This window comes from Prosthecobacter sp. (genome assembly GCF_044227185.1).
In the GTDB taxonomy this organism is placed as follows: domain Bacteria; phylum Verrucomicrobiota; class Verrucomicrobiia; order Verrucomicrobiales; family Verrucomicrobiaceae; genus Prosthecobacter.
In genome coordinates this window covers 1-24,096 of record NZ_JBGAFO010000013.1, presented here as the reverse complement: position 1 = coordinate 24,096, position 24,096 = coordinate 1, and the positions used below count along the sequence as shown (strand labels likewise).

Annotated in this window: 20 protein-coding genes and 1 pseudogene; 7 read left to right on the top strand and 14 right to left on the bottom strand. The window is 62.4% G+C overall.

Annotated features, from left to right (window positions below; all coding sequences use genetic code 11):
• Positions 1–107: 107 nt before the first annotated feature.
• Positions 108–1,823 (bottom strand): hypothetical protein, encoded by a 1,716-nt coding sequence (locus ACILSQ_RS25630; RefSeq protein ID WP_395746533.1) that lies wholly within the window; start codon positions 1,821–1,823, stop codon positions 108–110.
• Positions 1,824–2,559: 736 nt separating this feature from the next.
• Here ACILSQ_RS25630 and ACILSQ_RS25625 point away from each other — a divergent pair.
• From ACILSQ_RS25625 to ACILSQ_RS25615, 3 genes are all read left to right on the top strand, one after another.
• On the top strand, positions 2,560–4,470 hold the full coding sequence (locus ACILSQ_RS25625) for a hypothetical protein (protein ID WP_395746532.1): 1,911 nt from the start codon (positions 2,560–2,562) through the stop codon (positions 4,468–4,470).
• A gap of 13 nt (positions 4,471–4,483) precedes the next feature.
• Positions 4,484–6,076 (top strand): hypothetical protein, encoded by a 1,593-nt coding sequence (locus tag ACILSQ_RS25620; protein ID WP_395746531.1) that lies wholly within the window; start codon positions 4,484–4,486, stop codon positions 6,074–6,076.
• A 621-nt stretch (positions 6,077–6,697) separates the two neighbouring features.
• Entirely contained in the window at positions 6,698–7,123 is a 426-nt protein-coding gene (locus ACILSQ_RS25615; RefSeq protein WP_395746530.1) for a hypothetical protein, read from the top strand.
• 405 nt (positions 7,124–7,528) lie between these two features.
• On the opposite strand, the gene ACILSQ_RS25610 is transcribed toward ACILSQ_RS25615, so the two are convergent.
• The 3 genes from ACILSQ_RS25610 to ACILSQ_RS25600 all read right to left on the bottom strand — a co-directional run bounded on the left by ACILSQ_RS25610 (position 7,529) and on the right by ACILSQ_RS25600 (position 9,563).
• A complete protein-coding gene (locus tag ACILSQ_RS25610; RefSeq protein WP_395746529.1) occupies positions 7,529–7,699 on the bottom strand; it encodes a hypothetical protein in 171 nt (56 codons plus the stop codon).
• A 151-nt stretch (positions 7,700–7,850) separates the two neighbouring features.
• A complete protein-coding gene (locus tag ACILSQ_RS25605) occupies positions 7,851–8,285 on the bottom strand; it encodes a hypothetical protein (protein WP_395746528.1) in 435 nt (144 codons plus the stop codon).
• Positions 8,286–8,291: 6 nt separating this feature from the next.
• A complete protein-coding gene (locus ACILSQ_RS25600) occupies positions 8,292–9,563 on the bottom strand; it encodes a right-handed parallel beta-helix repeat-containing protein (RefSeq protein WP_395746527.1) in 1,272 nt (423 codons plus the stop codon).
• A 177-nt stretch (positions 9,564–9,740) separates the two neighbouring features.
• Here ACILSQ_RS25600 and ACILSQ_RS25595 point away from each other — a divergent pair, with 177 nt between their 5' ends.
• Both ACILSQ_RS25595 and ACILSQ_RS25590 read left to right on the top strand, forming a co-directional pair.
• Positions 9,741–10,832 (top strand): lipid A deacylase LpxR family protein, encoded by a 1,092-nt coding sequence (locus ACILSQ_RS25595; RefSeq protein ID WP_395746526.1) that lies wholly within the window; start codon positions 9,741–9,743, stop codon positions 10,830–10,832.
• Positions 10,833–11,037: 205 nt separating this feature from the next.
• Positions 11,038–12,072 (top strand): ThuA domain-containing protein, encoded by a 1,035-nt coding sequence (locus ACILSQ_RS25590; protein ID WP_395746525.1) that lies wholly within the window; start codon positions 11,038–11,040, stop codon positions 12,070–12,072.
• A 936-nt stretch (positions 12,073–13,008) separates the two neighbouring features.
• On the opposite strand, the gene ACILSQ_RS25585 is transcribed toward ACILSQ_RS25590, so the two are convergent.
• From ACILSQ_RS25585 to ACILSQ_RS25560, 6 genes are all read right to left on the bottom strand, one after another.
• Positions 13,009–13,446: a TA system VapC family ribonuclease toxin gene (locus ACILSQ_RS25585; RefSeq protein ID WP_395746524.1), complete on the bottom strand. Its 438-nt coding sequence runs from the start codon at positions 13,444–13,446 to the stop codon at positions 13,009–13,011.
• Entirely contained in the window at positions 13,443–13,694 is a 252-nt protein-coding gene (locus tag ACILSQ_RS25580; RefSeq protein WP_395746523.1) for a hypothetical protein, read from the bottom strand. Before ACILSQ_RS25580 ends, ACILSQ_RS25585 begins: the two co-directional genes overlap by 4 nt.
• A 55-nt stretch (positions 13,695–13,749) precedes the next feature.
• A complete protein-coding gene (locus tag ACILSQ_RS25575; protein WP_395746522.1) occupies positions 13,750–14,400 on the bottom strand; it encodes an HAD family hydrolase in 651 nt (216 codons plus the stop codon).
• Between the two features lie 76 nt (positions 14,401–14,476).
• Positions 14,477–15,184, bottom strand: coding sequence for a phosphate signaling complex protein PhoU (gene phoU, locus ACILSQ_RS25570; protein ID WP_395746521.1), 708 nt, complete (start codon positions 15,182–15,184; stop codon positions 14,477–14,479).
• 30 nt (positions 15,185–15,214) lie between these two features.
• Positions 15,215–16,087: a UDP-2,3-diacylglucosamine diphosphatase gene (locus ACILSQ_RS25565; protein WP_395746520.1), complete on the bottom strand. Its 873-nt coding sequence runs from the start codon at positions 16,085–16,087 to the stop codon at positions 15,215–15,217.
• Positions 16,087–17,208, bottom strand: coding sequence for a glycosyltransferase family 4 protein (locus tag ACILSQ_RS25560; protein ID WP_395746519.1), 1,122 nt, complete (start codon positions 17,206–17,208; stop codon positions 16,087–16,089). The genes ACILSQ_RS25565 and ACILSQ_RS25560 overlap by 1 nt, the downstream gene beginning before the upstream one ends.
• Before the next feature lie 178 nt (positions 17,209–17,386).
• On the opposite strand from ACILSQ_RS25560, the gene ACILSQ_RS25555 reads away from it, so the two are divergent.
• Together ACILSQ_RS25555 and ACILSQ_RS25550 are read left to right on the top strand one after the other, a co-directional pair.
• On the top strand, positions 17,387–18,085 hold the full coding sequence (locus ACILSQ_RS25555; RefSeq protein ID WP_395746518.1) for a response regulator: 699 nt from the start codon (positions 17,387–17,389) through the stop codon (positions 18,083–18,085).
• The gene (locus ACILSQ_RS25550) at positions 18,082–19,338 is read left to right on the top strand and encodes a sensor histidine kinase (RefSeq protein WP_395746517.1); all 1,257 of its coding nucleotides are present in this window, start codon (positions 18,082–18,084) and stop codon (positions 19,336–19,338) included. Before ACILSQ_RS25555 ends, ACILSQ_RS25550 begins: the two co-directional genes overlap by 4 nt.
• A gap of 309 nt (positions 19,339–19,647) precedes the next feature.
• Here ACILSQ_RS25550 and ACILSQ_RS25545 read toward each other — a convergent pair whose 3' ends face one another.
• The 4 genes and pseudogenes from ACILSQ_RS25545 to ACILSQ_RS25530 all read right to left on the bottom strand — a co-directional run.
• The gene (locus ACILSQ_RS25545; protein WP_395746516.1) at positions 19,648–21,798 is read right to left on the bottom strand and encodes an N-acetylmuramoyl-L-alanine amidase; all 2,151 of its coding nucleotides are present in this window, start codon (positions 21,796–21,798) and stop codon (positions 19,648–19,650) included.
• A 390-nt stretch (positions 21,799–22,188) separates the two neighbouring features.
• Positions 22,189–23,133 carry a hypothetical protein gene (locus ACILSQ_RS25540; RefSeq protein ID WP_395746515.1) on the bottom strand — a complete coding sequence of 315 codons (945 nt, stop codon included), beginning with the start codon at positions 23,131–23,133 and terminating at the stop codon, positions 22,189–22,191.
• A 94-nt stretch (positions 23,134–23,227) separates the two neighbouring features.
• Complete coding sequence (locus tag ACILSQ_RS25535) at positions 23,228–23,866, bottom strand: hypothetical protein (RefSeq protein WP_395746514.1); 639 nt, start codon at positions 23,864–23,866, stop codon at positions 23,228–23,230.
• A pseudogene (locus ACILSQ_RS25530) lies at positions 23,776–24,096 on the bottom strand (transposase); the annotation flags it as partial. The pseudogene ACILSQ_RS25530 and the gene ACILSQ_RS25535, both read right to left, overlap by 91 nt.

Genomic DNA, 24,096 nt, shown 5'->3' with positions numbered 1-24,096 from the left:
AATCAAACAATCGAACGCCACGCCATAGGACAAAGGCCTACCACTCACCCAAGCCTCCCTGCCAGCCACCGCAAACCACCGCCAACAACCGCAAACTCCCCCTTCCCTCACCCCACCCTGCGGTAATCCATCGGCCTCCGTCTCCTCCGCACCGCCGGCTTGTACAGCGTCGCGCTGCCCTTGCAGCGGTGCGCCATCGCCAGGCCCATCACATCATCATCATGGCAGCCGCTGCGCGCCTCCTCGCGCCCGTTCTTGCTCCACATGAAGTTCCGGCACTCTGCCAGGATGTGCGGGCAGAAGACATCCAGCGTCTCATTGTGAAACGCCAGCGCCAGACTGTCGATCACATCCCGCCGCTGGTCGCGGTCCTTCAGCTTCCACCCCAGCATGAAGCTCTGCTTCTCACGGTCATACGGGTCCACCACCTGGCGCCGGTACAGCGGCACCCCCGCATCCTTCAGCCGCTCCAGCACATGCAGGCCCATGTTCACCTCCAGCACCACCAGCGCCCCGCCATAGTACTCGCTTAGCAGCGCGATGTACTCCGCCGTCAGCACCGTCGTCCCCGTAAACGGCGGCCGCACCCGCGCCACCACCGCATCCTTGTAGCACGCGCCGCCCGCCTCCTGGTACTCCGTGCGCAGCACGCCGATCGAATGCCGGTCCGGGTCCCCGCTCTCCGCCTGGTCCTCCCCCGTCATCGGGTCACACCACACGATGTAGCTGCACCCCGGCTGCGGCCGCTCCCACACCTGAAAGCTCCCGTAGCCGCTGCCATCCAGTTGAAACTCCACCTCATCGCCCACCCTCACCAGAGAGCCCGCCTCCGGCTCATGCAGCCGCGCCCCCGTCTCCAGCCGCCGCAGCGCCGCCACATTAAAGCGCGGCCTGCCAGACGAGAGAAAGCAGCTCACCTCATCCTCCGGGTAAAACTCATCAAACCTGTCCTCCGAGCCCGAGCACTCAGAGTCCATGATCGCCCGCCGCCACGCCATCTGCTCATGCGTCCACCCGTAGCGCCGCCGCCCGTTCGCCTCCCGCGGCGTCAGCGTCGCCTCGATCTTCGCGCGCATCATCTCCGTCACCGGCTTCGCATTCTCCGGAAACTCAAACCACGCCGCAAACACCTTCACCCACCCGTTTCCCGGCGCCGTGTCCCCCGCCCGCCACGCCTTCACAAAATCATCCAGCCCCAGCGCCCCCTGCCACGTCTCATAGTGCCACCCGCTCGCCCCGTCCGGCGTGCTCTCCGCTATCGCCAGCCCCGCGTCATTCAGCGACGGCAAAATCGAAGCCATGATCTTCTTGTCATCCTTCACCCCGCCGCGCGGATACTTCGCGCTCTCGCTAAACAGCACCGCCTGCCGCGGCTTCGAGATCCCCGGGTTCATCGACTCCGCGCTCGTGATCGTCGCCGTGCTCCCGTTCGCCCACTTCATCCTTCGCTCCCGCGGCACCAGCTCATTGTGCCAGGGAAAGCGGTCATTCTCGCTGAAAGTCCGCATCCGCTCCAGGATGCCCTGGCTGTTCGCGCTGATGTTCGCCAGGATCAGCGCATCCGTGTTCTGCCGCTGGCACAGATGATAAATCACCTCCACGCTGAAGGTCGTCCCCCCGCACTGGCGGATCTTCGTCACGATCACCCGCACCGCCGGCACCCCCAGCGCCGTCAGCACCTCCACCGCCGCCGCCATCCGCCGCTGCAGCACATTCGCCCGCGGCACCTCCAGCTTTTTCGTCTTCGCATTCAGCACCTTCGTGCACGTCTCAAAATGAATCAGCGGCGAATGCGCCACCAGGTGAAAATCAGCATCGTTCATGGCATCCACCGCAGCCTTGGGCCCGGATTTCAAATCACAAGCCCTTTCTTTCATCACTATTTTAAAATACCACGCCATGGTCTGGTTCGCCCCCCCTCAATGCCCTCCACCCAGGTCTATGTCATCCCCCCTATGACCACGAACGCTTGAAAACAGCGTCCGTGTTCCAATCTCGGCAGAGACCTGTTCGCAAACACACGGGCGGCCTGTCGCCAGCACCGCCCTGCGGCACGCCTCCTGGCACAACTCAACCATGCACCGCCTCAATGGTCCCCGCATAAGATCATCGAATCACAGGCCTGTCGCCACCACCGATCAGCCCTGGATAGCGAGCCCCATCCCAGCACAACTCCCTCCCCGCAACCACGCGCACATACGATTTACACCTATTCAAACATGCCGCTAAGTATAATCATTCATAGATTTTCACCGAAAGTATTTCATTAAAACCATTGTCCTCAGCATCGCACTTGGTAAAAATGCTTTCACCTTTCCATGACGATCACTGCTCCAGCGCACCTGCAGCATCTCGGCTTCGAGATCCCTGAGAGCCACCCGTCATCTTCGCGTCTTTCCACACGCCGCCCGCACCACGCCGCACCCAGTCTGTCCCTGCTGGAAGTACGGCAGGCTCACAGTCCCCGCTCATAAAAGCCCACGGCCACGCACGCACGCACGCACGCACGCTCGCTCGCTCGCTCGCACGCCTATGAAGAACATTCGCAAACACAACCCCGTGCCCACGCCTCCTTGCCGCAGGCTGCGCGCTTATTCCTTTGATCCCAGCCTCTCCGCCAAGCTGGACACCGCCTCCATCAATGAGCGCGTCTTCACCGTCCCCTGGGAAAATCTCGCCCCCGGCCCCGTCGGCGAATATGTCGAAGTCATCGATGTGGACCCCGCCAGCGGCTGCTTCTACGAGCCCGTGGATTTAACAGATCCCCATCTCCTCGCTCAGGATGGCCTTCCCGCCTCCGCCGCCAGCCCCCAGTTCCACCAGCAGATGGTCTATGCCGTCGTCATGACCACCATCAAAAACTTCGAGTTCGCCATCGGCCGCCCCGTCCTCTGGTCAGACCGCACGCCCGCGGACATGGGCAAAAGATACACGGACATGTCCGGCCCCGAATGGAAGAAAACCTTTGTTCAGCGCCTCGCCATCTATCCCCACGCCCTCCGCGAGGCCAATGCTTATTACTCCCCCGCCAAGAAAGCCCTCCTCTTCGGCTACTTTCCCGCCTTGGAGGTGGGAGACCCCGCCGTCTATCCCGGCGGCATCGTCTTCGGCTGCCTCTCCCACGACATCGTCGCACACGAGACCACCCACGCCATTCTCGACGGCATCCACCCCCACTTCATGAAGGTCACCCAGCCGGACGGCCTCGCCTTCCATGAAGCCTTCGCAGACATCGTCGCCCTCTTCCAGCACTTCACCTTCGTGGAAGTCGTGCGCAATCAGATCGCCAAAACCCGCGGAGACATGCGCCTGGACAGCCTCCTCGGCGAGCTCGCGCAGGAGTTCGGCCGCGCCACCGGAAATCACGGCTCCCTCCGCAATGCCCTCGGCCAGGTGGACAAGACCACCGGCAAATGGCAGCGCAACACCCCGGACCCCTCCCGCTACCTCACTGAAATGGAGCCCCACGACCGCGGCTCCATCCTCGTCGCCGCCGTCTTTGATGCCTTCGTCACCATCTACGAATCACGCATCGCGGACCTCCGCCGCATCGCCAGCGGCGGCACCGGCATCCTTGGCGAGGGCGAGCTCCACCCCGACCTCGTGAACCGTTTTGCAGACGAGGCCGTCACCTCCGCCCGCCACGTCCTCACCATGTGCATCCGCGCCCTGGACTACTGCCCGCCCGTGGACATTGACTTTGGCGACTACCTCCGCGCCCTCATCACCGCAGACCGCGATGTCGTCCCCGCGGACACCTGCGGCTACCGCCTCGCCTTCATCGATGCCTTCCGCCAGCACGGCATCTACCCGCGCAAGCTCCGCGCCCTCTCCGAGGAGAGCCTCACCTGGGACCGCGCAGACGATCTCAATGGCTACGCAAAAATGGCCCGCCTCGGCGAGAAGCTCGAAGAGTTCTATGCCAAACTCGGCATCGATAAAGACCGCGAAGCACGCTGGACCAAGACACGCGAACAACGCCGTGCCTTGCATGACTACCTCCACTCCAAATTCTTTTACGAGTTCAATGACCCCGTCCTGCAGGATCTCACCGGCCTCGACTTCAGCATCACCAGAAAATCCGGAGACAACAACGTGCGCTTCCAGGTTCACGCCATGTGGCCCGTGCAGCGCCAGCGGCCGGACGGCACCATGCTGAACCACGTCATCTTCACCATCCTCCAGCACAAACCTCTGCCTCCCCCCGCGGCCGGGGCGGCTTCCGATCTTCAGCCAGAGCCGCAGGAAATCTGGGGCGGCTGCACCTTCATCGTGGATCTCGCCCCCGAGACTCCCGGCCACTCCATCCGCTACGTCATTCGCAAGCCCCTTTACAAGCAGGACCACAAGGAAGGGCGCATCCCGCGCGCGCAAAAATGGGCGCACGATCCCGCCATGGCCTCTCTTTCCGCCACCTATGGCATGGACGCCGGCGAAGAACCTTTCGCCATGCTTCACACAGACTGCTGACCCCCTCACTCCTATGGCCAAGAAAACAGCCGCTCCCAAGGCCCCCGCCAAATCCAAATCCAAGACCAAGGCGCCTGCCAAATCCAGCGCAGCACCCCAGACCAAGGTCACGCGCCCGCCTGCGGAGGACACTTACCGCGTACGCATCCGCATGTATCAGCACGGCCTGGGCGACTGCTTCCTGCTCAGCTTCCCCCGCGGCGGCGGCCAGTTCTCCCATGTCATGATCGACTGCGGCGTCATCCTCGGCACCGTCGAGCCCGGCGCCGTCATGACGCGTGTCGCCCAGGACATCAAGGACACCACCGGCGGCAAGGTGGATGTCCTCGTCATCACCCACGAACACTGGGACCACCTCTCCGGCTTTGATTCCTCCCAGGCCCGCGCCATCTTCAAAGACATCGACTTCGGCGCCCTCTGGCTCGCCTGGACCGAGGACGACAAAAACCCGCTCGCCGCCCGTCTCCGCATCGAGCGCGAGAAAAAGAAGAAGGCCGCGCAGGCCGCCAAAAAACTCGCCACCAGCCGCGGCCTCCACAAGCAGGCCGCGCGCATGGCGGGCCTCCTCGGCTTCTTCGGCGCCAGGGCCGCGGACGATGGCCTCAGCGGCGAGGATGAAGACAGCGGCGGCGGCACCGGCGGCGCGCTGAATTTCCTCAAAAAGAAAACCTTCCCCACCATCCTCGAAACCGGCGGCGCCCCTCTCTCCATTCCAGGCGCCAAAGGCGTGCGCGTCTATGTCCTCGGCCCGCCGGTGGATGAATCCGCCCTGAAAAAAACCAAGCCCGCACCCGGTGAAGGCTACGCCTTTGATGCAAACGCCATCGGCCTCACGGATGCCTTCCTCGCCGCCGTGGATCCCGCGAGCAAGGCGGCGGCGGAGTCCGCGCAGCCTTTCCCGGCAGCCGTGCGCCGGTCGTTGAGCCATCTGCCTTCATGGCTGCTCCACAGAAGCCCCCACCTCCCGCCTCTGCGGCACGGCCTCGGCAGCTACCTCAAGCCCCACAACCAGTGGCGCAGCATCGATGACGCCTGGCTCGGCATGGGAGAGCGCCTCGCCCTCCAGCTAGACAACGCCACCAACAACACCAGCCTCGTCCTCGCCTTTGAGCTTGAGGACACCCATGAAGTCCTCCTCTTCGTCGGAGACGCCCAGGCTGGCAACTGGCGCTCCTGGGAATCCCTCAAATGGAGAGTCAAAGACCCGGCCGGAGACCGCCGCACCGTCACCTCTGCCGATCTCCTCAAACGCACCGTCTTTTACAAAGTAGGCCACCACGGCAGCGACAACGCCACCATGCGGGAGAAAGGCCTTGAGCTCATGACCAGCACCCGCCTCATGGCCGTCATCCCCGTGGACACCCGCGTGGCGCATGATGTGAAACGCTGGACCCACATGCCCCTTCCCGCCATCCGCACAAGGCTGGAGCACAAGTGCGCCACCGTCTTCCAGTCAGACAAAGCCCCCTTCCGCGGAGCCAACGCGCCGAAAATGCGCTGGCGGCAGTCCCCGGAGAAATTCGACGTCCGCATGAAGATCGGAAAAACCAGGAAGACCGTGCAGACCGTCCGCCAGCAGAGCCTCTACACCGACTGCTACCTATGAGCCGAAGTCTTCCTGCACCGCAGCGTTCTGACCCGCATGCAGGCAAAGCCCGACTACCGTCCCCCCCCAATCTTCCCGCTGGCGATCCGGGGTCCACCACCTGGCGTTTGTAGAGCGGCGGCTACCGTCCCCCCCAATCTGCCCGCTGGCGATCCGCGCTCGCTGAGAAACATTGTGCCGGCGGCGGCTACCGTCCCCCCAATCTGCCCGCTGGCGATCCCGCCTCTCACTTCCGCATTGAAGACTGATACCACGAACACCTGAAAACAGGTCTGCATTCCAGATACAGCACGGACCCGTTCTCACACAGGCGGACAGCGCAGCCCTCCGGCCGTAGGTCGGCCGTGTTTGGCGCCGGGCACCTTCTCAATCTCCACCGCCACTCTCCGCCAAACCGCCCGACTTCGAGGACCTCCGCGCACCCCAGCGCAAACAGCACGCTAACAGCCAGACACGCGAGTCCGCCACGCCACGCCACGGCCCATCCTGCGACACGCTGCTCCAGACTCGGCTGGGAAAAATTCGTCGCCACATTCCGCTACCACTCGTCCCCCTTCCCGTGCTTAGTACCCGGCACCCCCAGCGCATCCAGCATCCAGCATCCAGCATCCAGCATCCAGCATGAAGCACCTCCTCACCACACTTCTCGCCTCCACCCTCCTCATCTCCTGCTCCACCAAAGACCTGGAACGCTGTCCCCCCGGCACCCCGGCCATCCGCATCGCCCAGGCCGTTGAGTGCACCCATTCAAACGGCAAATTCACCCTCCCCGCCGGCGTCTATCAGCCCGAAGCCCAGTCCTCCAAAGGCATCTACTACGTCGCCCCGGAGCGCCTGAAAACCACCGGCATCATCCGCCACGGCCACGAGCGCGGCGGCCTCTTCATCGCCAAAGAAGGCTGGGAGTGGGCCTGGATCGGCCACCCCGGCTTCGAAGTGGACGAAAGCCGCACCGCCATCCTCCACAAGCGCGGCATCATCATGCCCACCCACTTCAAATTCGAACCCTTCGTCAAATACACCCCCGTGAAAACCAAGAGCCGCTGATCTCAGTTCCCTGTTCTCAGTTCCCTGTTCTCAGTTCCCTGTTCTCAGTTCCCTGTTCTCAGTGCTGCGTTCGTGATTCACGGCTCACACCTCGCATCCCCCTGCGCACGCACAGCTCTGCTGCTGCCTGCCGTCGCCAAAGCGTTCCCCTCTCCCCGTCGGGGGCACACGCATCCCCCCACCATTCCCTTCGGGGAGAGGCCGGGTGAGGGGCCACCACTTCCCTCCCCCCGCCAAAACAGGCACAAAACTCCCATCGCGCCCTTTCTCCCCCTCCCCTCCGGCCAACCACTGCAAACAGCCGCCAACAATCGCAAACCACCGCAAACTCCCCCTCCCCTCCGGCCAACCACCGTCAACGGCGCAGCCCTTCAGCCACCGTCAACCACCGTAAACTCCGCCCTCCTACGGTGCCTTCCGCCGGATCCGCGCCGGCACATCATTGATGTTATACCCCGCCTCGCGCAGCGCGTCCCACACCTTCATCAGGTTTCCCAGCGCCGCCGTCGTGTCCGCCTGCAGCTCCAGCTTCAGCCCCGGCTTCGTTCTCGGCAGCAAAAACTTCGTCGAAGACATCTTCACCACCCAGCGCGATCACTTCGGCCCCCGCCGCAAACACGGCGCCAGACGCATCGTGCAGTCCACGTCACCTTTTTACGCCCTGCGCCAGTTGCGAGTTCGTCCCCTGGATTGAATTCCCCGCCTCAGCCCACAACGAACCACGCCCTCACCACAGCATAAACCCCGTGTTCCCCGCACGGCGAACGCGCGCATTAAACATCATCACCAGTGCCCCGAGCACGTACGTCACGTTCGCCAGCCCCACCCACAGCGGGAGGAAAGCCGTCGGCAGCAGCACCGTGCGCGAAGCGGAGATTCCCGGGTACACCCGGTTGATAAAAAACAGCCCCGCCCCCGTCGCCGCCAGAAACACCAGCGCCAGCAGCCACCGGCAGTACCACCGCTGGCCCATGAAGCCGTACATTGCCACCAGGCTGGCCGCATACCACACCAGCGCCCCGGCAAACCACCGGAACAGCTCATGAAACAAAAACAGCGTGATCACCACCGCCCCGAAGATCATGTGCCCCCACATGAGCTTGCGCGTGAAGTCGATCTCTTCACGATGCTTTGCGCCTCGGTTGCGCTGCACATCAAGCATGGGAAATCATGGGGGGGAGGATGGAAATGAGCTTTCGTCCAGATTGTCTTTGATCACCACCGTGGATCTGGGTGCAAAAACAAGCCAGGGACTCTTCTTAGCAAGTTTACGGCCACAATCCACACAAAGATTCGATGTCACCAGCACATTTTTCACCACCCCCGTGCTCCACACCGCCGCAGTGCTCAGCCCGGAAAACGTGTTCCCGTTGAGCGCCAGTCCGTTCACTCCCTCTTCCACCAGCACCCCCGTCCCCGCGTCGATCATCATCAGCTGCGCCCCCTCCTCCGGCCTCTTGTTCTTTCCCCCGCCGATGTAGCTGTTGGTGAATGTGTTTCCACTGATCGTGTTCCGCTCGGAGTCATCCGCCACCCGCACGGAAAACTCATGCACCAGCACAAACGTGTTTCCGCTCACCGTGCAGCCGCAGGCATCCCGCAGGTCCATGCCTCCCTTCAGATGATGCGCGATCACGTTCGCACTCAGCGTGATCCCGTAGCAGTCCCGGTCCAGGATCACCGCCGTTCCATTGCACTCCTCGATCATGTTTCCGCTCAGCACCGAGCCATACGTGTTCTCGATCACCACCCCGTCCCCCAGATGGTCGTCTATATTGTTCCCGTTCATGCACAAGTTGAAGGCGTCATAGCACCGCAGCGCGTCCTGGTTCTCCTCAAAGTGGTTCCCGTTCACCACGATGTCGTGCCCGCCCAGAATCTCGACCCCGCTGCGCTTGTTGTACGTGATGATGCAGTCCGCCACGCGCGGGTCTTCCGTGCAGTTCACCATGTGGATGCCATTCCCCCCGTGGTGGTCGATCGACACCCCCTCGAAATACACCTCCTGAATCCCCTCGGCAAAAATGCCATCGCCGCTCTTTTCATTCCCGCTCACCCGCAGGTCCGCCACCTGCACCCGCCACAGCCGCGCCTTCTTGTCCGTGTCCAGCTTCGCCGGCCGCAGCACCAGCGCCGGTTCGCCCTCCTCATTCTGATTGATGATGTGCGTCGCCGCGCCTCCCCCCACGATCCGCGTCTCCGCCGTATGCACCAGCAGCGGTTCCTTGATCACGTAGTTCCCCGGCGGGATCATCACCACCCCCCCGCCCTCCGGCACCGCATCCAGCGCCGCCTGCAGGTTGGGGTGCTTCCCCGCATCCACCGTCGCAGTTGGCAGGGCCGTGTTTGCAGGCGCTGTTGGCGCGGGCACGGTTTGTGCGGAGACCGTCATTTCACACAGCAGCACTGGCACCAGCAGGAGGCAGGAGATCGTTTTCATTCACCTCAAACGTGCCACACCTCTCTTTTTCCTCGCCAGATTAAAATAAAACATCGCCCTCGCCGCGACACCCTTGACCGAAAATTTCTGATCTTTCATACATCCACGAAGCCTTCAGTTTTCGATGGACGGGCGCTCTCCGTTCATACTAGGCTTCCACCCACTCTCCTGCATCCCATGAAAACCGCGCTTGCTCTCGTCGCTTTTTTCGCCCTTCCACACCTCGTCCTCGCCCAGATGGCGCAGGATGTGTTTCCTGCCCAGGTGCCGCCCCAGGCCGCGAGTCCAGACGCGATGTACCAGGGTGTCAGCCCTGCCCACTTCGGTGCCCTGACCTTCTACTTTGAAAATGACGCCTTCGCAGATACGGACCGCGACTACACCAATGGCGCGCGCATTAGCTGGACCTCCCCCAATCTAAACAAATTCAGTGATGACCCCGCCGCCGGCGGCTTCGCGGGTTATTTCGATGACGCTCCCTTCATGGGCGCCTCCGGCTACACGCGCAATGTGGCCGTCTTCATCGGCCAGAGCCTTTACACCCCCGTCAACACCCAGTCCTCCGCCCTCGTCCCCAATGAGCGCCCCTACGCCGGCTGGCTCTACGGTGGCATCGGCCTCGTCTGGAAGACTCCCCGCGTCAAAAACACCTTCGTCCTGAATATCGGCGTCGTCGGCCCCTGGGCCATGGGCGAAGAGACTCAGCAGGCCGTCCACCACGCCCTCGGCCAGCGCTCCCCCCAGGGCTGGAATAATCAGCTCCGCAATGAAATCGGCGTCAATGCCTCCTACGAGCGCAAATGGCGCTTCCGCAGCAATCCGGAAGGCAGCGGCATCGCCTGCGACTTCCTCCCCTACGCCGGCGCCACCCTCGGCAACGTGTACACCCTCGCGGACATCGGCGGCGAGTACCGCCTCGGCTACAATCTCCCCGACGACTTCGGCACCAGCGGCATCAGCGACTCCGCCACCACCCCCACCCCCGTGGAAGGCGCAGGCGCGCGCCAGTGGATGCACCGCTTCGGCATGCATCTCTTCGCCCGCGCCGAAGGCCGCGCCGTCGCACGCAACATCTTCCTCGACGGCAACACCTTCCGCAGCAGCCACTCCGTGGACAAAAACATCTTCGTCGCAGACCTCTCCCTCGGCTTCGCCATGAACTGGCGCAATTCCAAGCTCAGCTACGCCTTCATCTACCGCACCCGCGAGTTCAAAGGCCAGCCCGAAGGCCAGCTCTTCGGCTCCGTCACCCTGAGCATCTTCTTCTGAGACCAGCACGCTCACGTTGCTCCTCGCTCGAAAACTTCACACGCGCCCGCAGCGCTGGAAATAGGTCGCATACGTCCTATATGACCTATGGTTGGGATGTATGCGCCATTCCGCCTCCAAGCCGCCCCTTCGTCATTCCTCATTCTGGTTTCGTCATTATTCCCACCTGCAAACTTCCTTTCCCTCGCCACGTTTGCCTCCACCCATGATCAAACGCCTCACGCTCCTCTTCGCCGCCGCGCTCTCCCTCTCCTCCGCCTATGCGGAGCCGAAGAAGCTGCTCGTCGTCACCGTCACCACCGGCTTCCGCCACTCCTCCATCGAGACCGCTGAGAAAGTCCTCGCAGAGCTCGGCCAGAAATCCGGCGCCTTCACCGTCGATTACGTCCACCAGCCCGAAGGCCAGCCCAAGAACCCCGGCAAGGCCCCCGTGCGTGGCGAGAAGGAAACCGAAGAAATGTTCAAGACCAAGCAGGAGACCTACAGCAAGGCCCTCGCCGAATTCAACGCCGCCAACAAAGAGTGGTCCGACAAAATCGCCGCCTACATGGCCGACAAAATGGCGCTCGACAAAATCAAACACTACGACGGCTTCGTCTTCGCCAATACCACCGGCGACCTCCTCCTCCCCGACCGCGAAGGCTTCATCAAGCTTATCGAAGGCGGCAAGGCCTTCATCGCCATGCACTCCGGCTCAGACACCTACCACCCCTTCCGTGGTTACATCGACATGCTCGGGGGCGAATTTGAAACCCACAAGTCCCAGGTGGAAATCCAGCCCATCGTCCACGACCCCGCCCACCCCATCACCAAGACCGTCCCCCTCGGCTGGAAAGTCTTCGACGAGATCTACATCATCAAGTCCTTCGACAAAGCCAAAGTCCACGGCCTCCTCGGCCTGAACCAGCACCCCAACCTCGAGCAGTTCAGAGCCGAGGCTGCACAGCGCAAAGAAAAGAACATCGAAGACCCCAAGAAGGATGCCGACCTGAAGGATGTCGAAGCCCAGAAAGGCCGCTACTACCCCGTCTCCTGGTGCAAGGAATACGGCGCCGGCCGTGTCTATTACAACTCCCTCGGCCACCGCGAAGACGTTTGGGACCCCACCTGGAAAGCCGACACCAAGGACCGCAAGAACAGCCCCGAGATCGCCGAGACCTACCAGGAAATGATTCTCGCCGGCATCAAGTGGGCCCTCAAGCTGGAGGAAGGCGTCTCCACTCCGGGGAATATCCCGTAACGCAGCTCAACGTTTAACGTTCAAATCTCAAGCAGGGCGGAGGGAGCCATCCCTCCGCCCTGCTTCTTTTTTTGACGATCCCATTTCGCCCCCCCGAAGCCCGTGGGGCTGCCACAAACCGTAGCCGTCGGCGCCAGCCCGCGGAATCACACCGCCGCCCAAATCCCCTGGAACCGCGTAGCGGTGACGCAAACACCACCGCGCCCTGATGCCACAAGGATCTGAATTCCAGGCACAGCACAAAGCCCGTTCTTGTTTCTACTTTGGTAACTTTTCAGAGCGTTTATGAAAGGCGTCGGAAAATTTTAAACATCAGCCTCAGGCATCCGTGTCAATCCGTTTAATCCGTGGTCAAACACTCTGGAAAAACCAGCCTTGGCCATCCATAAATTGGAACTTGCCCAAGTAGAATGAGGCGGGCGCAGAGCGCCCCGCTCGGGCCGTAGGTTGGTCGTGTTTGGCGTCGAAAGCCCACTCAAAATCCCACCATCTTCTCCGCCAAACCGCCCGACTTCGAGGACATCCCCACGCCCAAACGCCCACAGCACGCTGAGAGACCCAGTCACCGCGTATTGCCACCCCCGGACGCTCTCTACCAGGATATAGCACGAGGAGTCTCCGCCACGCGGCCATTCGCTCTAGCCCAGACTCGCCGCATGGATGTGCTGCCCTCTCTCACCGGTGCCCCCCCCGGAAAGCGCTGCTCAGCCACTCCAGCAGCAGCCCTGCATTGATCGAAATCCCCAAAAAGCACTCGCATGCGAAAACTTCAATCACAAGACACCACCCAAGTCACGCATCAAATCACGGCCCCTCCCCCCCTCAAACTCCACCCTCGTATAGTCCACCACCTCCGGACACCCCGCCTCAAACTGATGCGGCTTCGCCACACTGATTGCAATCACATCGCGCCCATCCCTCCCGCTTCGCCTCACTTCATGCCACAGGATTCCACACTTTCTCAAACCCAAAAGCCATGAAGTCTTTCGCGTTCGCCGTGGCGAAATGTGTCACTCCATGATGGCGGAGCGTCAGGGCCAGCCGGGCATCGATGATATGACGAAAACCCGTCGTCGTCCTGCCAGCCCAGTCCCATAGCGCCTTCGACACCTCGGGTTCATAGTCGCCGAACTCCCACGCGGGATTCGCTCGAAGCGCATCGCAAAAGGCCGTGGCTTCCCGGGCAGTCCTGGGCCTTTTGAAAACGGCAGGATTGCGAAGCAGCATGTAGAGTCCCACGAGGACAAGGCCGCAAAGAAGAAAACGTTCCTTGCCAGACGCCTGCTCAGCAAAAAAGCGTTGAGCACTCTCATGCTGCGGCGCGGCAGGATTTGCTGCGTAAAGAAAGAGATGGGTGTCAGCAGCGATGATCATACGGCATTGCGTTCGTGCACAGCATCCACTTCAGGACTGAGCTGCGCCGGATCCGTGAGAAAAGCGCCCCCGCAATCCAATATGGGAAAACGCCACACCTCCCGCGGTTTCGGGTCTTCCGGAAAACGCGTGATAAAATGCTCAGCCGCCTTCCTCATCACCTCTGAGAGCGACCAGTCCTGATGCTCGGCGATCTCTTTCAGTCGCTGATACAGCGGATCGGGAAACAGAATCTGAGTGCGTATCATGATGCGTTTTATACATCATTTATGTCCTGCCTTCAATTAGACACCTTCCCCCTCCCTACCCCACCTCAAACTCCGCCCTCGTATAGTCCACCACCTCCGGACACCCCGCTTCAAACTCATGCGGCCTCGCCGCCGTGATCGCCACCACATCGCACCCCGCCCGCCTTCCCGCCTCGATCCCCGCGGGCGCATCCTCAAACACCAGGCACTCCTCCGGCCTCACACCCAGCAGCCGCGCCGCCTTCAGGTAGCCCTCCGGCTCAGGCTTGCCCTCCGTCACCGACTCCGCGGTGATCATCACCTCAGGAATCGGCAGCCCCGCCGCGCTCAGCCGCCGCACCGCCAGCTCGCGCCCGGCAGAAGTCACCACCGCCCACCTCCCATTCCCCAGCCGCGAGATCAGCTCCACCGCCCCCGCTATCGCCACGATGCCCTCGACATCCGCCACTTCCATCGCCTCCACCTTCCGCGACTCCTCCTCCACATCCGCCCCCGGAATCGCAAACTCACGCACCGTGTCAATCGTCCGCCTCCCATGAGACTCCGCCAGAATCGGCGCAAAATCACGCCCATGCGCCGCCGCCCACTCCCGCCACACCCGCTCCACCACCGCCCGCGAATCCAGCAACGTCCCGTCCATGTCAAACAACACCGCCTCATACCGGCGTGCCAGACGAAGAATCGAAGATGCTGCGGAATCCCTCACTTCACCTCCCGCTGTTCACGATCTTGGTCATTCGGACTTCATTCGTCATTCCTCATTCTGGTTTCGTCATTTCCCCTCACAATCCCGAAACCGCCGCGGCCGCCACCTCAGCCCTCTTGTCCTTGCTAAAGCGGATGTCCTCCGCCCGCTCAATGAAGATCGTGTCCTCGCAGATGTTCTTCGCATGGTCGCCCACGCGCTCCAGAAACCGCGCCACAAAGATCAGGTGGATGTACCCCTCCAGCTCCGCGTGGTGGGACTCCATCACGGCAATGATCTCGCGGTCCAGCGACTTCTCCGCCGCATCCAGCTCCTTGTCCAGCAGCCGCGCCGCCGCGGCCGCATCCGGGTCCGCGTTCAGAAACGCCTGCAGGCTCAGGTCCAGATTGCGATCGCACAAAGAATACACCGGCTGGATCAGCTTGATCTCCGGGTACTCCGGCAGGTTGTTGATGATCCGCGCACGCTTCGCGATGCTCGAGGCCTGGTCCGCGATCCGCTCCAGATTGTTCGCCACCCGGATCGTCCCCATCACCTGCCGCAGGTCATGCGCCGTCGGCTGAAATTTCACCAGGATCTGCATCCCCATCTTGTCCACGTTCTTCTCCAGCTCGTTCACATCCTGGTCCGCCGCGATCGCCGCATTGCACAGGTCCGTGTCACGCTCCAGCAGCCCGCGCATCGCGCTGGCCAGGTTCTTGCGCGCCATGCTCGCCATCGCCAGAACATCGGCGCGCAGCTTGTCTAGGGAATGGTTGAAGCTGGAGAGAATATGATCTTGCATGGTTTAAAGTGACCCAATGTAACGGTTTGGCTACATTGGAATTACGGAAGATTCCGGGGGAGGTGCCGGCGCCTCGTCTTCCGCCTCGCTCACCGCGCCTTTCGGGTCCCGGTTCGTACGCTCGCAGAATTCCGGGTAGCTGATGATCTCAAAGGTTCCGTCCAGATTCTCCGCGATCGCCGTCATGGACTCCACCCAGTCTCCCGAATTCAGGTAATGCGTGCTCCCCACCATCTTGTTGTCCGCCTTGTGGATGTGCCCGCAGATGATCCCCACGCACCCCCGCTGCTGCGCCAGGTGCTGCAGTTGCTCCTCGTACTTCCCCACCGCCCCCACCGCGGACTTCACCTTCTGCTTCACCCACGCGCTGAAGGAAAACGGCTCCTTCCCCCGCAGCCTCCGGTACGCATTGTACAGGCGGTTGATGCGCAGCAGAAAATTGTACCCCAGCCCGCCCAGTTGCGCCAGCCACGCATGGTTCGTGCTCACCGCGTCAAACCCGTCCCCGTGCACCACCAGGTAGTTCCCTGCCCGGTTGTGGTGGATGTGCTCGTCCGTGATCAGGAAGTGCTCAAACTGGATCGGGATGAAGCGGTCCAGCACATCATCGTGGTTCCCCCGCAGGTACACGATCTCCGTGTTCTCCTTCTCCATCTTCCGCAGCACCGTGCGGATGAAGTTCGTGTGCCCCTTGTTCCATCCGCCCAGCCGCCGCAGGTGCCAGGCATCAATGATGTCTCCGTTCAGCACCAGCTTCTCACACAGGCAGTTGCGCAGAAAGTGGGAGGCCTGCGCCGCCTTGCTGTCCGGCATCCCCAGGTGCACGTCCGAGATGAAGAGGGTCTTGAACCTCAGTTTCGATTTTCCCGTCGCCGGATTCAGAATGGGGGCCGCCTCGCTCATCACTTCAGCCCCCCCTTCTCGTGCATCACGGAGGCCAGTTCATGCTCAAATTGCTCAATCACACGCTCCCACCCCAGGTCAAAGGCCGACTGCCGCGCCGCAAAGCGCACCGCATCACTCTGCCATGCCCCCGCCGCCACCCGCGTCTGCGCCAGAAACGCCCCCGCATCATCAAAGGGCGCCAGCCAGCCGTTCTCCCCGGAGCGGATCAGCAGCCGCGGCGCCGCATAGTCATACGCCACCACCCCCAGCCCCGCCGCCATCGCCTCCAGCACCACATTGCCAAAGGTCTCCGTGATGCTCGGAAACAAAAACACATCCCCTGAGGCATAGTGCGCCGCCAGGTCCTCCCCCGTCCGCGCCCCCGCGTAGTGAAACTCCGGCCGCTCCTCCTTCAGCGACTCCAGCCGCGGCCCGCTGCCCACGATCACCATGCGCGCCTTCGGCTGCACCTCTTTAAAGACATCAAAGGCCCGCACCACCAGCTCCAGGTTCTTCTCCGCCGCCACCCGCCCCACATAGATCGCCACCGGCGTGCTTTCGTCCGCCCCCCATTCCCGCCGCAGCGCGGTGCTCCGCCGGATGGGGTCAAACAGCTCCGTGTCCACCCCGCGCCCCAGCACGCCCACATTCTGAATGCCCCAGCGCTCCAGCATCGCCGCCGTGTCCGCGGAGGGCGTCAGCGTCCGCGCCGTCTGGTTGTGAATCGTCCGCAGCACTCCCTGCGCCACCGTCTCCAGCCCCGGCAGGTGGTAGTCCTCCAGGTAGTTTTGAAAGTTCGTGTGAAAGCCCGACACCACCGGTATCTCCCGCTTCCCCGCCGCACGGATCGCCGAAATCCCCATCAGCGTCTCCGTCGCCACATACAGCACCTCCGGCCGGAAGGCCGCAAACAGCTCCAGCATCTGCCGCGTGGAGGCAAAGCCAAACCGCAGCCCCGGATACCCCGGCAGCGGCATCGAGTGCATCACATGCCTCTGCAGCCCTTCCTGAGACTCCACCGTCGTCACCACCTCCACCACATGCCCCCTCCTCACCAGCCCTGTCCCCAGCGTATGCAGCGTCCGCGCCACGCCGTTGATGTCCGGCGGGTACGTGTCAGTGACAATGAGAATCCTCATGAGGGCGGATATTTAACCAGTGCTCCACCAAGCGCATCCACGATTCCACTCCAAATTTCTCACCGTGACGTATTCGTCACGCTTCATCTCTGTGAACTCCCCAAGACAGTTGCCATGTGACAGCTTCGTCGCCATCATGGCTTTGCCCGCGGCGGCGCCACGCCACACTGCCACTTCCATGAGCAAGATACTTATCGTCGAGGACGAATCGGACATCGCTGAACTCATCTCCCTCCACCTCGCCCGCGAGGGGCACGAGGCCGTCTGCATCAGCAACGGCCTCCAGGTCATGCCCGCCGTCATCGCCCAGCAGCCCGAGCTCATCGTCCTCGACCTCATGCTTCCCGGCCTCGATGGCATCCAGATCTTCAAGCGCCTCCGCGCGGACACCCGCACCGCCCCCATCCCCGTCATCATCCTCACCGCCAAAGGCCAGGTCACAGACAAAATCGCCGGCCTCGAGCTCGGCGCGGACGACTACCTCACCAAGCCCTTCAGCCCCCGCGAGCTCTACCTCCGCATCAGCGCCGTCCTTCGCCGCGTCAAAAAAGTCACCCACGTCTCCGAAATCCAGCGCGGCCGCTTCACCCTCGACCGCAAGAACATGAAGCTCTTCCTCGACGGCTCCCCCCTCGACCTCACCACCATCGAGTTCAAGCTCCTCACCACCCTCATGGAAAACGACTCCGCCGTCCACAGCCGCGCAGATCTCCTGCGCGACGTCTGGGGCTACAACAGCGACGTCGCCACCCGCACTCTCGACACCCACATCAAGCGCCTGCGCGAAAAACTCGGTGCAGCCGGCGAACATATCGTCACCATTCGCGGCACCGGCTTCCAGTTCCAGACGGAACTCGCCGACTCCCAGCCCGCATGACCCTCTCCCTCTTCCTCGCCCTGATGCTCGCCGCATCCCTCCTTGCCTGGGCGCGGCGGGAAAAGCACTGGACGAAACGCTGGGAGACCGTCGCCCGCTCCCTCGGCCTCCGGGCCCGCGATGCCGACCTCCTCCCCACCTACGCCCCCTCCGTCGTCCTCGCCCGCCAGCACGCAGAGCAGCAGGCAGAGCAGCGCCGCGTCTTTGAAACCCTTCTGGACGAAATCAGCCAGGGCCTCGTCCTCGTGGATGAAAACCTCCGCATCCGCTACGCCAACGCCCCCCTCAAAAAACTCCTCCATCGCAAGGACATCCACGCCGGCCGGCCCCTCATCGCCGAAGTCCGCGACCACCAGATCTCCGACCTCGTCCAGGAGTCCATCACCGAAAAGCGCCACACCACCCGCCGCATCCAGATGCTCCCCTCCGACGTCGGCGCCGGCGCCAATCTCGGCGGCCGCTACTTCATCATCGAGGCCGCCCCCCTCGCCGCAGACGTCGGTGGCGGCGCCTGGCTCATGATCCAGGACGTCACCGAGTCCGCCATGACCGAGCAGATCCGCCGCGACTTCGTGGCGAATGCCTCCCACGAGCTCCGCACCCCCCTCACCCTCATCAACGGCTACATCGAAATGCTCCAGGACGACGCCACCACCAGCAAGGTGCCCGCCGCCATGAAGCGCAGCCTCGATGTCATGGAAAAACACGGCAAGCGCATCGCCCGCATCATCGAAGACATGCTCGCCATCTCCCGCCTGGAGGACGCCAGCAGCTCCCTCAACAAAGAGCCCTTCAACGTCAAAGCCTGCGCCAAAGACGCCGCAGACCACCTCGCCCCCATGCTCGAAGGCCGCGACACCCGCATCGAGTTCAGCTTCCCCAAAGACGGCGGCCAGCTCACCGGAGACCGCTTCTACTGGGACCAGGTCTTCACCAATCTCATCGAAAACTCCATCAAGGAAAACACCAAGCCCGGCCTCGTCATCCGCGTCACCGGCGAATGGCTCGAAAACGAGTGCATCCTCAAAGTCAGCGACAACGGCATCGGCATCCCAGCCCACGATCTCCCCTTCGTCTTCAAGCGCTTCTACCGCGGCAACAAGCACCACTCCTCCACCCAGGTCAAAGGCACCGGCCTCGGCCTCTCCATCGTCAAACGCGCCGTCGAAGCCCACGGCGGCACCATCGAGCTCACCAGCTCCCCCGGCATCGAGACCACCTTCACCATGCGCCTCCCCCTCCAGCCCGCATAGGAAAAAACAAGCCTCATCCCCGCCCCGCACCTCCCAACACTCTTCCTCCTCCTCTTCCTCCTACTCCTCCTCCCTTCCCGCCCCCCCCACCGCCCCCAAGAACGCGCCAGCGTCCCCGGACTGCGGCGACTTCAGCGCCGCTCTCGAGCGTCCCCCCCGCTCCCACTCGCCCCCGCCTCATCGCATTGCACTCCCGGCCTCACCCACCTCCGGCCGCACCGCCCTGCCCCTCCGCCCCCGCACCAGCGTCCCCGCACTGCAGCGTCTTCAGCGCCGCTCTCGAACGTCCCGCGCCACCCCACCCCCCCCTCAAGGCACCAAAAACACCTTCTGCGTAAACGGACACTTTACCTTCTGCCCCCGCTTCATATCCCGCACATCGATCATCCCCTGATCCCTCGCATGCGGACTATACACAAACCCCGGCCTCCCCGCCACCGCCTCAGCCGTCGGATACACCTCCTCCAAAGCTGACGCCTTTTCCTTCTCCTTCCCCGCCGCCTCCTCCTTCCCCCCATCCGCAGACATGCTCTTCCCCTTCCCCGCTCCCTCCCCACCCTCCGCCCCGTCCTTCGTCTTAAAATACGCCTCCCTCTTCCGCCTCAGCTCCTCCAGCCTCGACACCGCCGCCGCGTCAGCCTCACCCGCGCCCCCTTGGGCAAACTCATTGTTCGCTCCCAGCTTCCGCCACGGACCATCCGGCACCTCCGTCCGGTCCACAAACCGCCAGTCACACTTTCCCCCGCTCTCACTCAGCCCCAGGTAATCACGCACCCCCGGCGAAATCTCCAGCCCCACCCCCGCTCCCGCCCCGCCATCGCCCGCCCCACGCGGCCCCGCGCTGCCAAACACATACTCGTGATCATCCGTGCCTCCCGGCCCGCAGTCCCCCCACTGCGCATAGCACACACGGTTGCCAGACCGCACCGCGATCCACCGGTCCTTCAGCACCGTCCTCCCCGGCCTCGCCTCGCTCTTCCCAAACCACGGAATGACCTTCGCCGCCTCCGGTTTGTGCGCCGTCTCGTTCAGCACATCGTTGTACGGCAGCGCCACATAAAACGGGTTCAGCTTCGGCACAAAGCCCGCCGGGCAGAATTGATCATTCCGGCTCTTCGGATCATCCACGCCCCCGTAATGCTCCTCCCACAAAGCATCCCACGAACTGCTCGAATGCCGTCCCGCACCACCACCACCGCCAGGCTCACCAATCCAAAACACCGTCGTGCGGATGTCCACTTTCCACGGATACCGCACAACCACCCCGCTCCTCGGCACACTCGCCTCCGCCACCCGCGGCAGCGCCTTCGCAGGCGTGCCCGGCGTGCCTGGCACAGCCGGAGAAGAAGTAGTAGTAGTAGTAGCAGCCGCAGGAGCCGCAGCCCCAGGAGCCGGCGCACCTCCGCCTTTCCCACTCCGCGCCCCAGCCCCCACCGCCCTCCGATAATTCAAAATCGCATCCCCCAGCGCCCCCGCCATCTCCTGGCGGCCAGCCTCGGAGGCGATCCTCTCACACTCCTTCGCGTTCGTCACAAAGCCCCCCGCAAAAACCACCCCCGGCGCCTTCAGCCCGGCCAGCTCCTCCCGCGTGGACCTCACCACCCCCCGGTCCACAAGCTTGAATCGCGAGATCACACTCGCATGCACCGCCGTCGCCAGCGCAATGTTCTCCGCATCCCGCGCATTCCCAGTAAACGCCTCCTTCGAGATCGTCCCCTGCGGGCTCAGCGCCTCCGTCTCCACCCCGCACTCCTCCGCTTCTCCCGCACGAAATTGCAGGCCGATGTAGATGCTCCCCGGAATCTCGTTCGCCAGCGCCACCCGTCCCTCCACGGAAAGAAACACATCGCTGCCGCGCGTCATCACCACCTTCAGGCCCCGCTTCACCAGCGCCGCCTTCAGCGCCTCCCCCAGCTTCAGCGTGTAGTCCTTCTCAAATCCATACACCCCCTTCGCCCCCGTCGCATGCCCCCCGCCGCTTGGATCGATCACCACCGTGTCAAAGCCCTCCGCCCCCATGATATAACTCGGCCGCAGCACCGGGTCGATCAGCTTGCACAAGTCCAGCCGCGAAAACCACGCACCACCCTCAGCCCCCTCCACCTTCTCGCTCAGCATAAACAGCACGTTGTTGATCCTCATTTCCCGCGCTCCCACCTTCGCCTTCACAATCATCTTCGGAGACCTCAGCCACACCTCCCCGTCCTGCAGGCTCAGGCTCTCAAACCTGTAAAAATCACGCACCCCGCCCGCATCCACATAGTCCCGCCCATCGATCTTCAGCACCCGCCAACCCTTCTCAGCAGCAGCAGCCGCCCCCGCCGCGCCCGCCACCTCACACGCCCCTCGCGCCGGTTCCGCCACCTGCTGCCCCATGAGCCCTCCCCCCGCACACCAGCCCATCACCATGCCCATGAAGGCCGCAAACAGCCCCCCGGCTCCGTGTTGATAACACGCCATCTCTCGTCCAGCTCGTTGACTACGTTCAAGCGGCACCTCCTCGGCATGGCGCATGAAAAAAAGAATCCGGGTGCTCATGGAAAAACCTCCTGTGGATGTGATCAAACCGGCCACACTGCTACGGCTGCCCAAAAGAAGCGCAAGACCACAATCACCCCCCCTCCCTCCCTGACTTCCCCTCGCACCAGCTAGCCAGGCCAGTCACCATAAAGAGAAAGGGTCGCCGCAGGTGTGAGATGGCTGGCTGCGGGAACTCATGAAGTTGCTTCCAGATAGAAGGTTCAAAACCCGAGCTGCGAAGCCCAACAAAGAAGGAACCTGTCTTAATTTCAAATTTTCCAAATAGCACCTCCCGCGCTATTGGTTGGCGCGTGGGTTCATTTTCAACAATCACAGCAGGCCAAAAGCCGCCACGCCCAAGACAACGATCAATGACCACGGCGTTGATGCAGACTGCTCTCTTGTTATCGCAGGCTTTGCTTCGGGAGTCTTCGGCTCCGGAGAAGGCCTTTCTGTTGATTGAGGCGGGGCACCGCCACGAGACTGACCATTTTCCAATACTGATCGCGTGGCATCGCTCGGCGGTACGGCTTGACGTGTTGGTACGATAACTGGTGGTGGTATTGCGGGCCTGAGCTTGGGCAATGCTGTTATCTTCAAGTGAGCCGAATGTCGCTTCTGGCCGAGTGGCACGTCGAAAGCCTCGAAACGTTCGGGCACCAGTCGCGTTGCTTCGATTCGAACCCAGCCAAGGACATGCCGGATGCTAGTTGCTCCGGTGGTTTCTCTGCCGACCGAGGTGCTTACAAGATACGGGCCCTTGTCCGTTTCCTCAAACGAGTATTCTCCAATCCAATCCGATACGCCTTCATCGTCGTCCCACTTTTCGACCCTCTCAATCTTAGCAATCGTCGGCGTCACTCCATCGCCAAACAACATTCGCGGTTCTGGCGTTGCCGCACCGCTTAGCTGGTAAATCACCCGAGGTGTCTTATAAAGATCAGGCGAAACGAACAGTATGTGCGCATACTTGAAAAGACCCGGAAAAGTGAGGAGGAACTCCTGCTGATTAAAGGCAGAATGTCGAGCCGCAGCCCAAATCAATGCGTCATGTACTGATGCGCGGCCCGAATCGGATTCGATGCGAGCCTTCAATCCGCTATCACTTCCGAGAATTAGTGCGGCCTCTCGAATTAATGTCGCAGCTTCCGGCGAGGAAGCTTCGAGAGAATAATGCACATGCCTGGAAACGATGTTGAGCGCGTCTTGGGCGGATGTACCGACACTCATCAGAAGACAAGCGCCCAGTACTCGAAAAAGAGATGGAATATTCATGGCTAGTGCCTCGCTTTGTCGTTGGTAAGTCTTGGCCAGCGGGGAAAATGGGGAAAATGGGGCCAGGGTGCAAATAATTGACAAAATGTAGATTCTAGCTTGAGGTGCAATTTTTGAAAAACGCTTGGAAGGCCGGAGTAGCCTGTGTGAGTGCCTTGTTCCGGTTCAGCCGCCGCAGTTGCTGGCAGACATTGGCCGCGGATTTCATCGCCAGGCGCTCCGCCAGCCAGGCTTGCGAGGCGGTGGTTCGCCGCCACAGAAGGTCCGCCAGCAGCAGCTTTCGGATGTCCGAGCCTTTCAGCTCTGCAAGACCGGACCTTGTCAATCCTGCCGCCCCAAGCCCCTGCTCCAGCCATGCCTCAGCCTGCTGCATGCCGTGGGCCGCCACATGGGGCTCTCCCTGATAATTGCGTGATCTGGGCTGACGTTTTTTGATGCTGTTCCCGGCCAGCTTTCGCATCGCCTCGCCAAACGCCTGGGTGCCCCAGAACCAGCCGCGCCGGAGATGGCTGCCACGCGCATCCGCCCCGGCGTTCTGCGGCGGCACGCCACACTGCTTGAGTTCCTCACTCAGCGCACGGCGGTCCAGCCGCTCGATCATCCTGCGCCGGCCGGCCGTGGTGTCAGGGAGTTCAAAAGCCTTCAGGCCGCTGTCGGCAGCCAGCCACTTCGCACGCTTCCTGGGCGGCAGCGCATAGCCGCCCGCGATGCTGGACCATGGGTAGTCCAGCACACTCTGCTTCGCCCGGGCTGGATGATCTTTGCCCTCACTGGGTTCAGGTGGATGTAGTCCATCAGGGTCTGGTAATGGTAGCGATCCTCACCCTCCACGACCACGGCCTTGTAGCGGTCTCCAAACAACCGGCCCCATTTGCGGTGCCGCACGTTGTAGCGGCGCGTCAGGGTGTTTTGCAGCCAGGACATTCCGGCCACCAGATTGGCCTCCGGCGTCTGGAGAAAGAG

Excerpts from the sequence above, each read along its gene's own strand:
- ACILSQ_RS25630 (WP_395746533.1), bottom strand. The coding sequence starts at position 1,823 with ATGAACGATGCTGATTTTCACCTGGTGGCGCATTCGCCGCTGATTCAT.
- ACILSQ_RS25605 (WP_395746528.1), bottom strand. The coding sequence starts at position 8,285 with ATGCTTGATGTGCAGCGCAACCGAGGCGCAAAGCATCGTGAAGAGATC.
- ACILSQ_RS25540 (WP_395746515.1), bottom strand. The coding sequence starts at position 23,133 with ATGAATATTCCATCTCTTTTTCGAGTACTGGGCGCTTGTCTTCTGATG.
- ACILSQ_RS25560 (WP_395746519.1), bottom strand. The coding sequence starts at position 17,208 with ATGAGGATTCTCATTGTCACTGACACGTACCCGCCGGACATCAACGGC.
- ACILSQ_RS25550 (WP_395746517.1), top strand. The coding sequence starts at position 18,082 with ATGACCCTCTCCCTCTTCCTCGCCCTGATGCTCGCCGCATCCCTCCTT.
- ACILSQ_RS25620 (WP_395746531.1), top strand. The coding sequence starts at position 4,484 with ATGGCCAAGAAAACAGCCGCTCCCAAGGCCCCCGCCAAATCCAAATCC.
- ACILSQ_RS25585 (WP_395746524.1), bottom strand. The coding sequence starts at position 13,446 with ATGATCATCGCTGCTGACACCCATCTCTTTCTTTACGCAGCAAATCCT.
- ACILSQ_RS25555 (WP_395746518.1), top strand. The coding sequence starts at position 17,387 with ATGAGCAAGATACTTATCGTCGAGGACGAATCGGACATCGCTGAACTC.
- phoU (WP_395746521.1), bottom strand. The coding sequence starts at position 15,184 with ATGCAAGATCATATTCTCTCCAGCTTCAACCATTCCCTAGACAAGCTG.
- ACILSQ_RS25595 (WP_395746526.1), top strand. The coding sequence starts at position 9,741 with ATGAAAACCGCGCTTGCTCTCGTCGCTTTTTTCGCCCTTCCACACCTC.
- ACILSQ_RS25590 (WP_395746525.1), top strand. The coding sequence starts at position 11,038 with ATGATCAAACGCCTCACGCTCCTCTTCGCCGCCGCGCTCTCCCTCTCC.
- ACILSQ_RS25545 (WP_395746516.1), bottom strand. The coding sequence starts at position 21,798 with ATGGCGTGTTATCAACACGGAGCCGGGGGGCTGTTTGCGGCCTTCATG.
- ACILSQ_RS25610 (WP_395746529.1), bottom strand. The coding sequence starts at position 7,699 with ATGTCTTCGACGAAGTTTTTGCTGCCGAGAACGAAGCCGGGGCTGAAG.
- ACILSQ_RS25565 (WP_395746520.1), bottom strand. The coding sequence starts at position 16,087 with ATGAGCGAGGCGGCCCCCATTCTGAATCCGGCGACGGGAAAATCGAAA.
- ACILSQ_RS25615 (WP_395746530.1), top strand. The coding sequence starts at position 6,698 with ATGAAGCACCTCCTCACCACACTTCTCGCCTCCACCCTCCTCATCTCC.
- ACILSQ_RS25580 (WP_395746523.1), bottom strand. The coding sequence starts at position 13,694 with ATGATACGCACTCAGATTCTGTTTCCCGATCCGCTGTATCAGCGACTG.
- ACILSQ_RS25600 (WP_395746527.1), bottom strand. The coding sequence starts at position 9,563 with ATGAAAACGATCTCCTGCCTCCTGCTGGTGCCAGTGCTGCTGTGTGAA.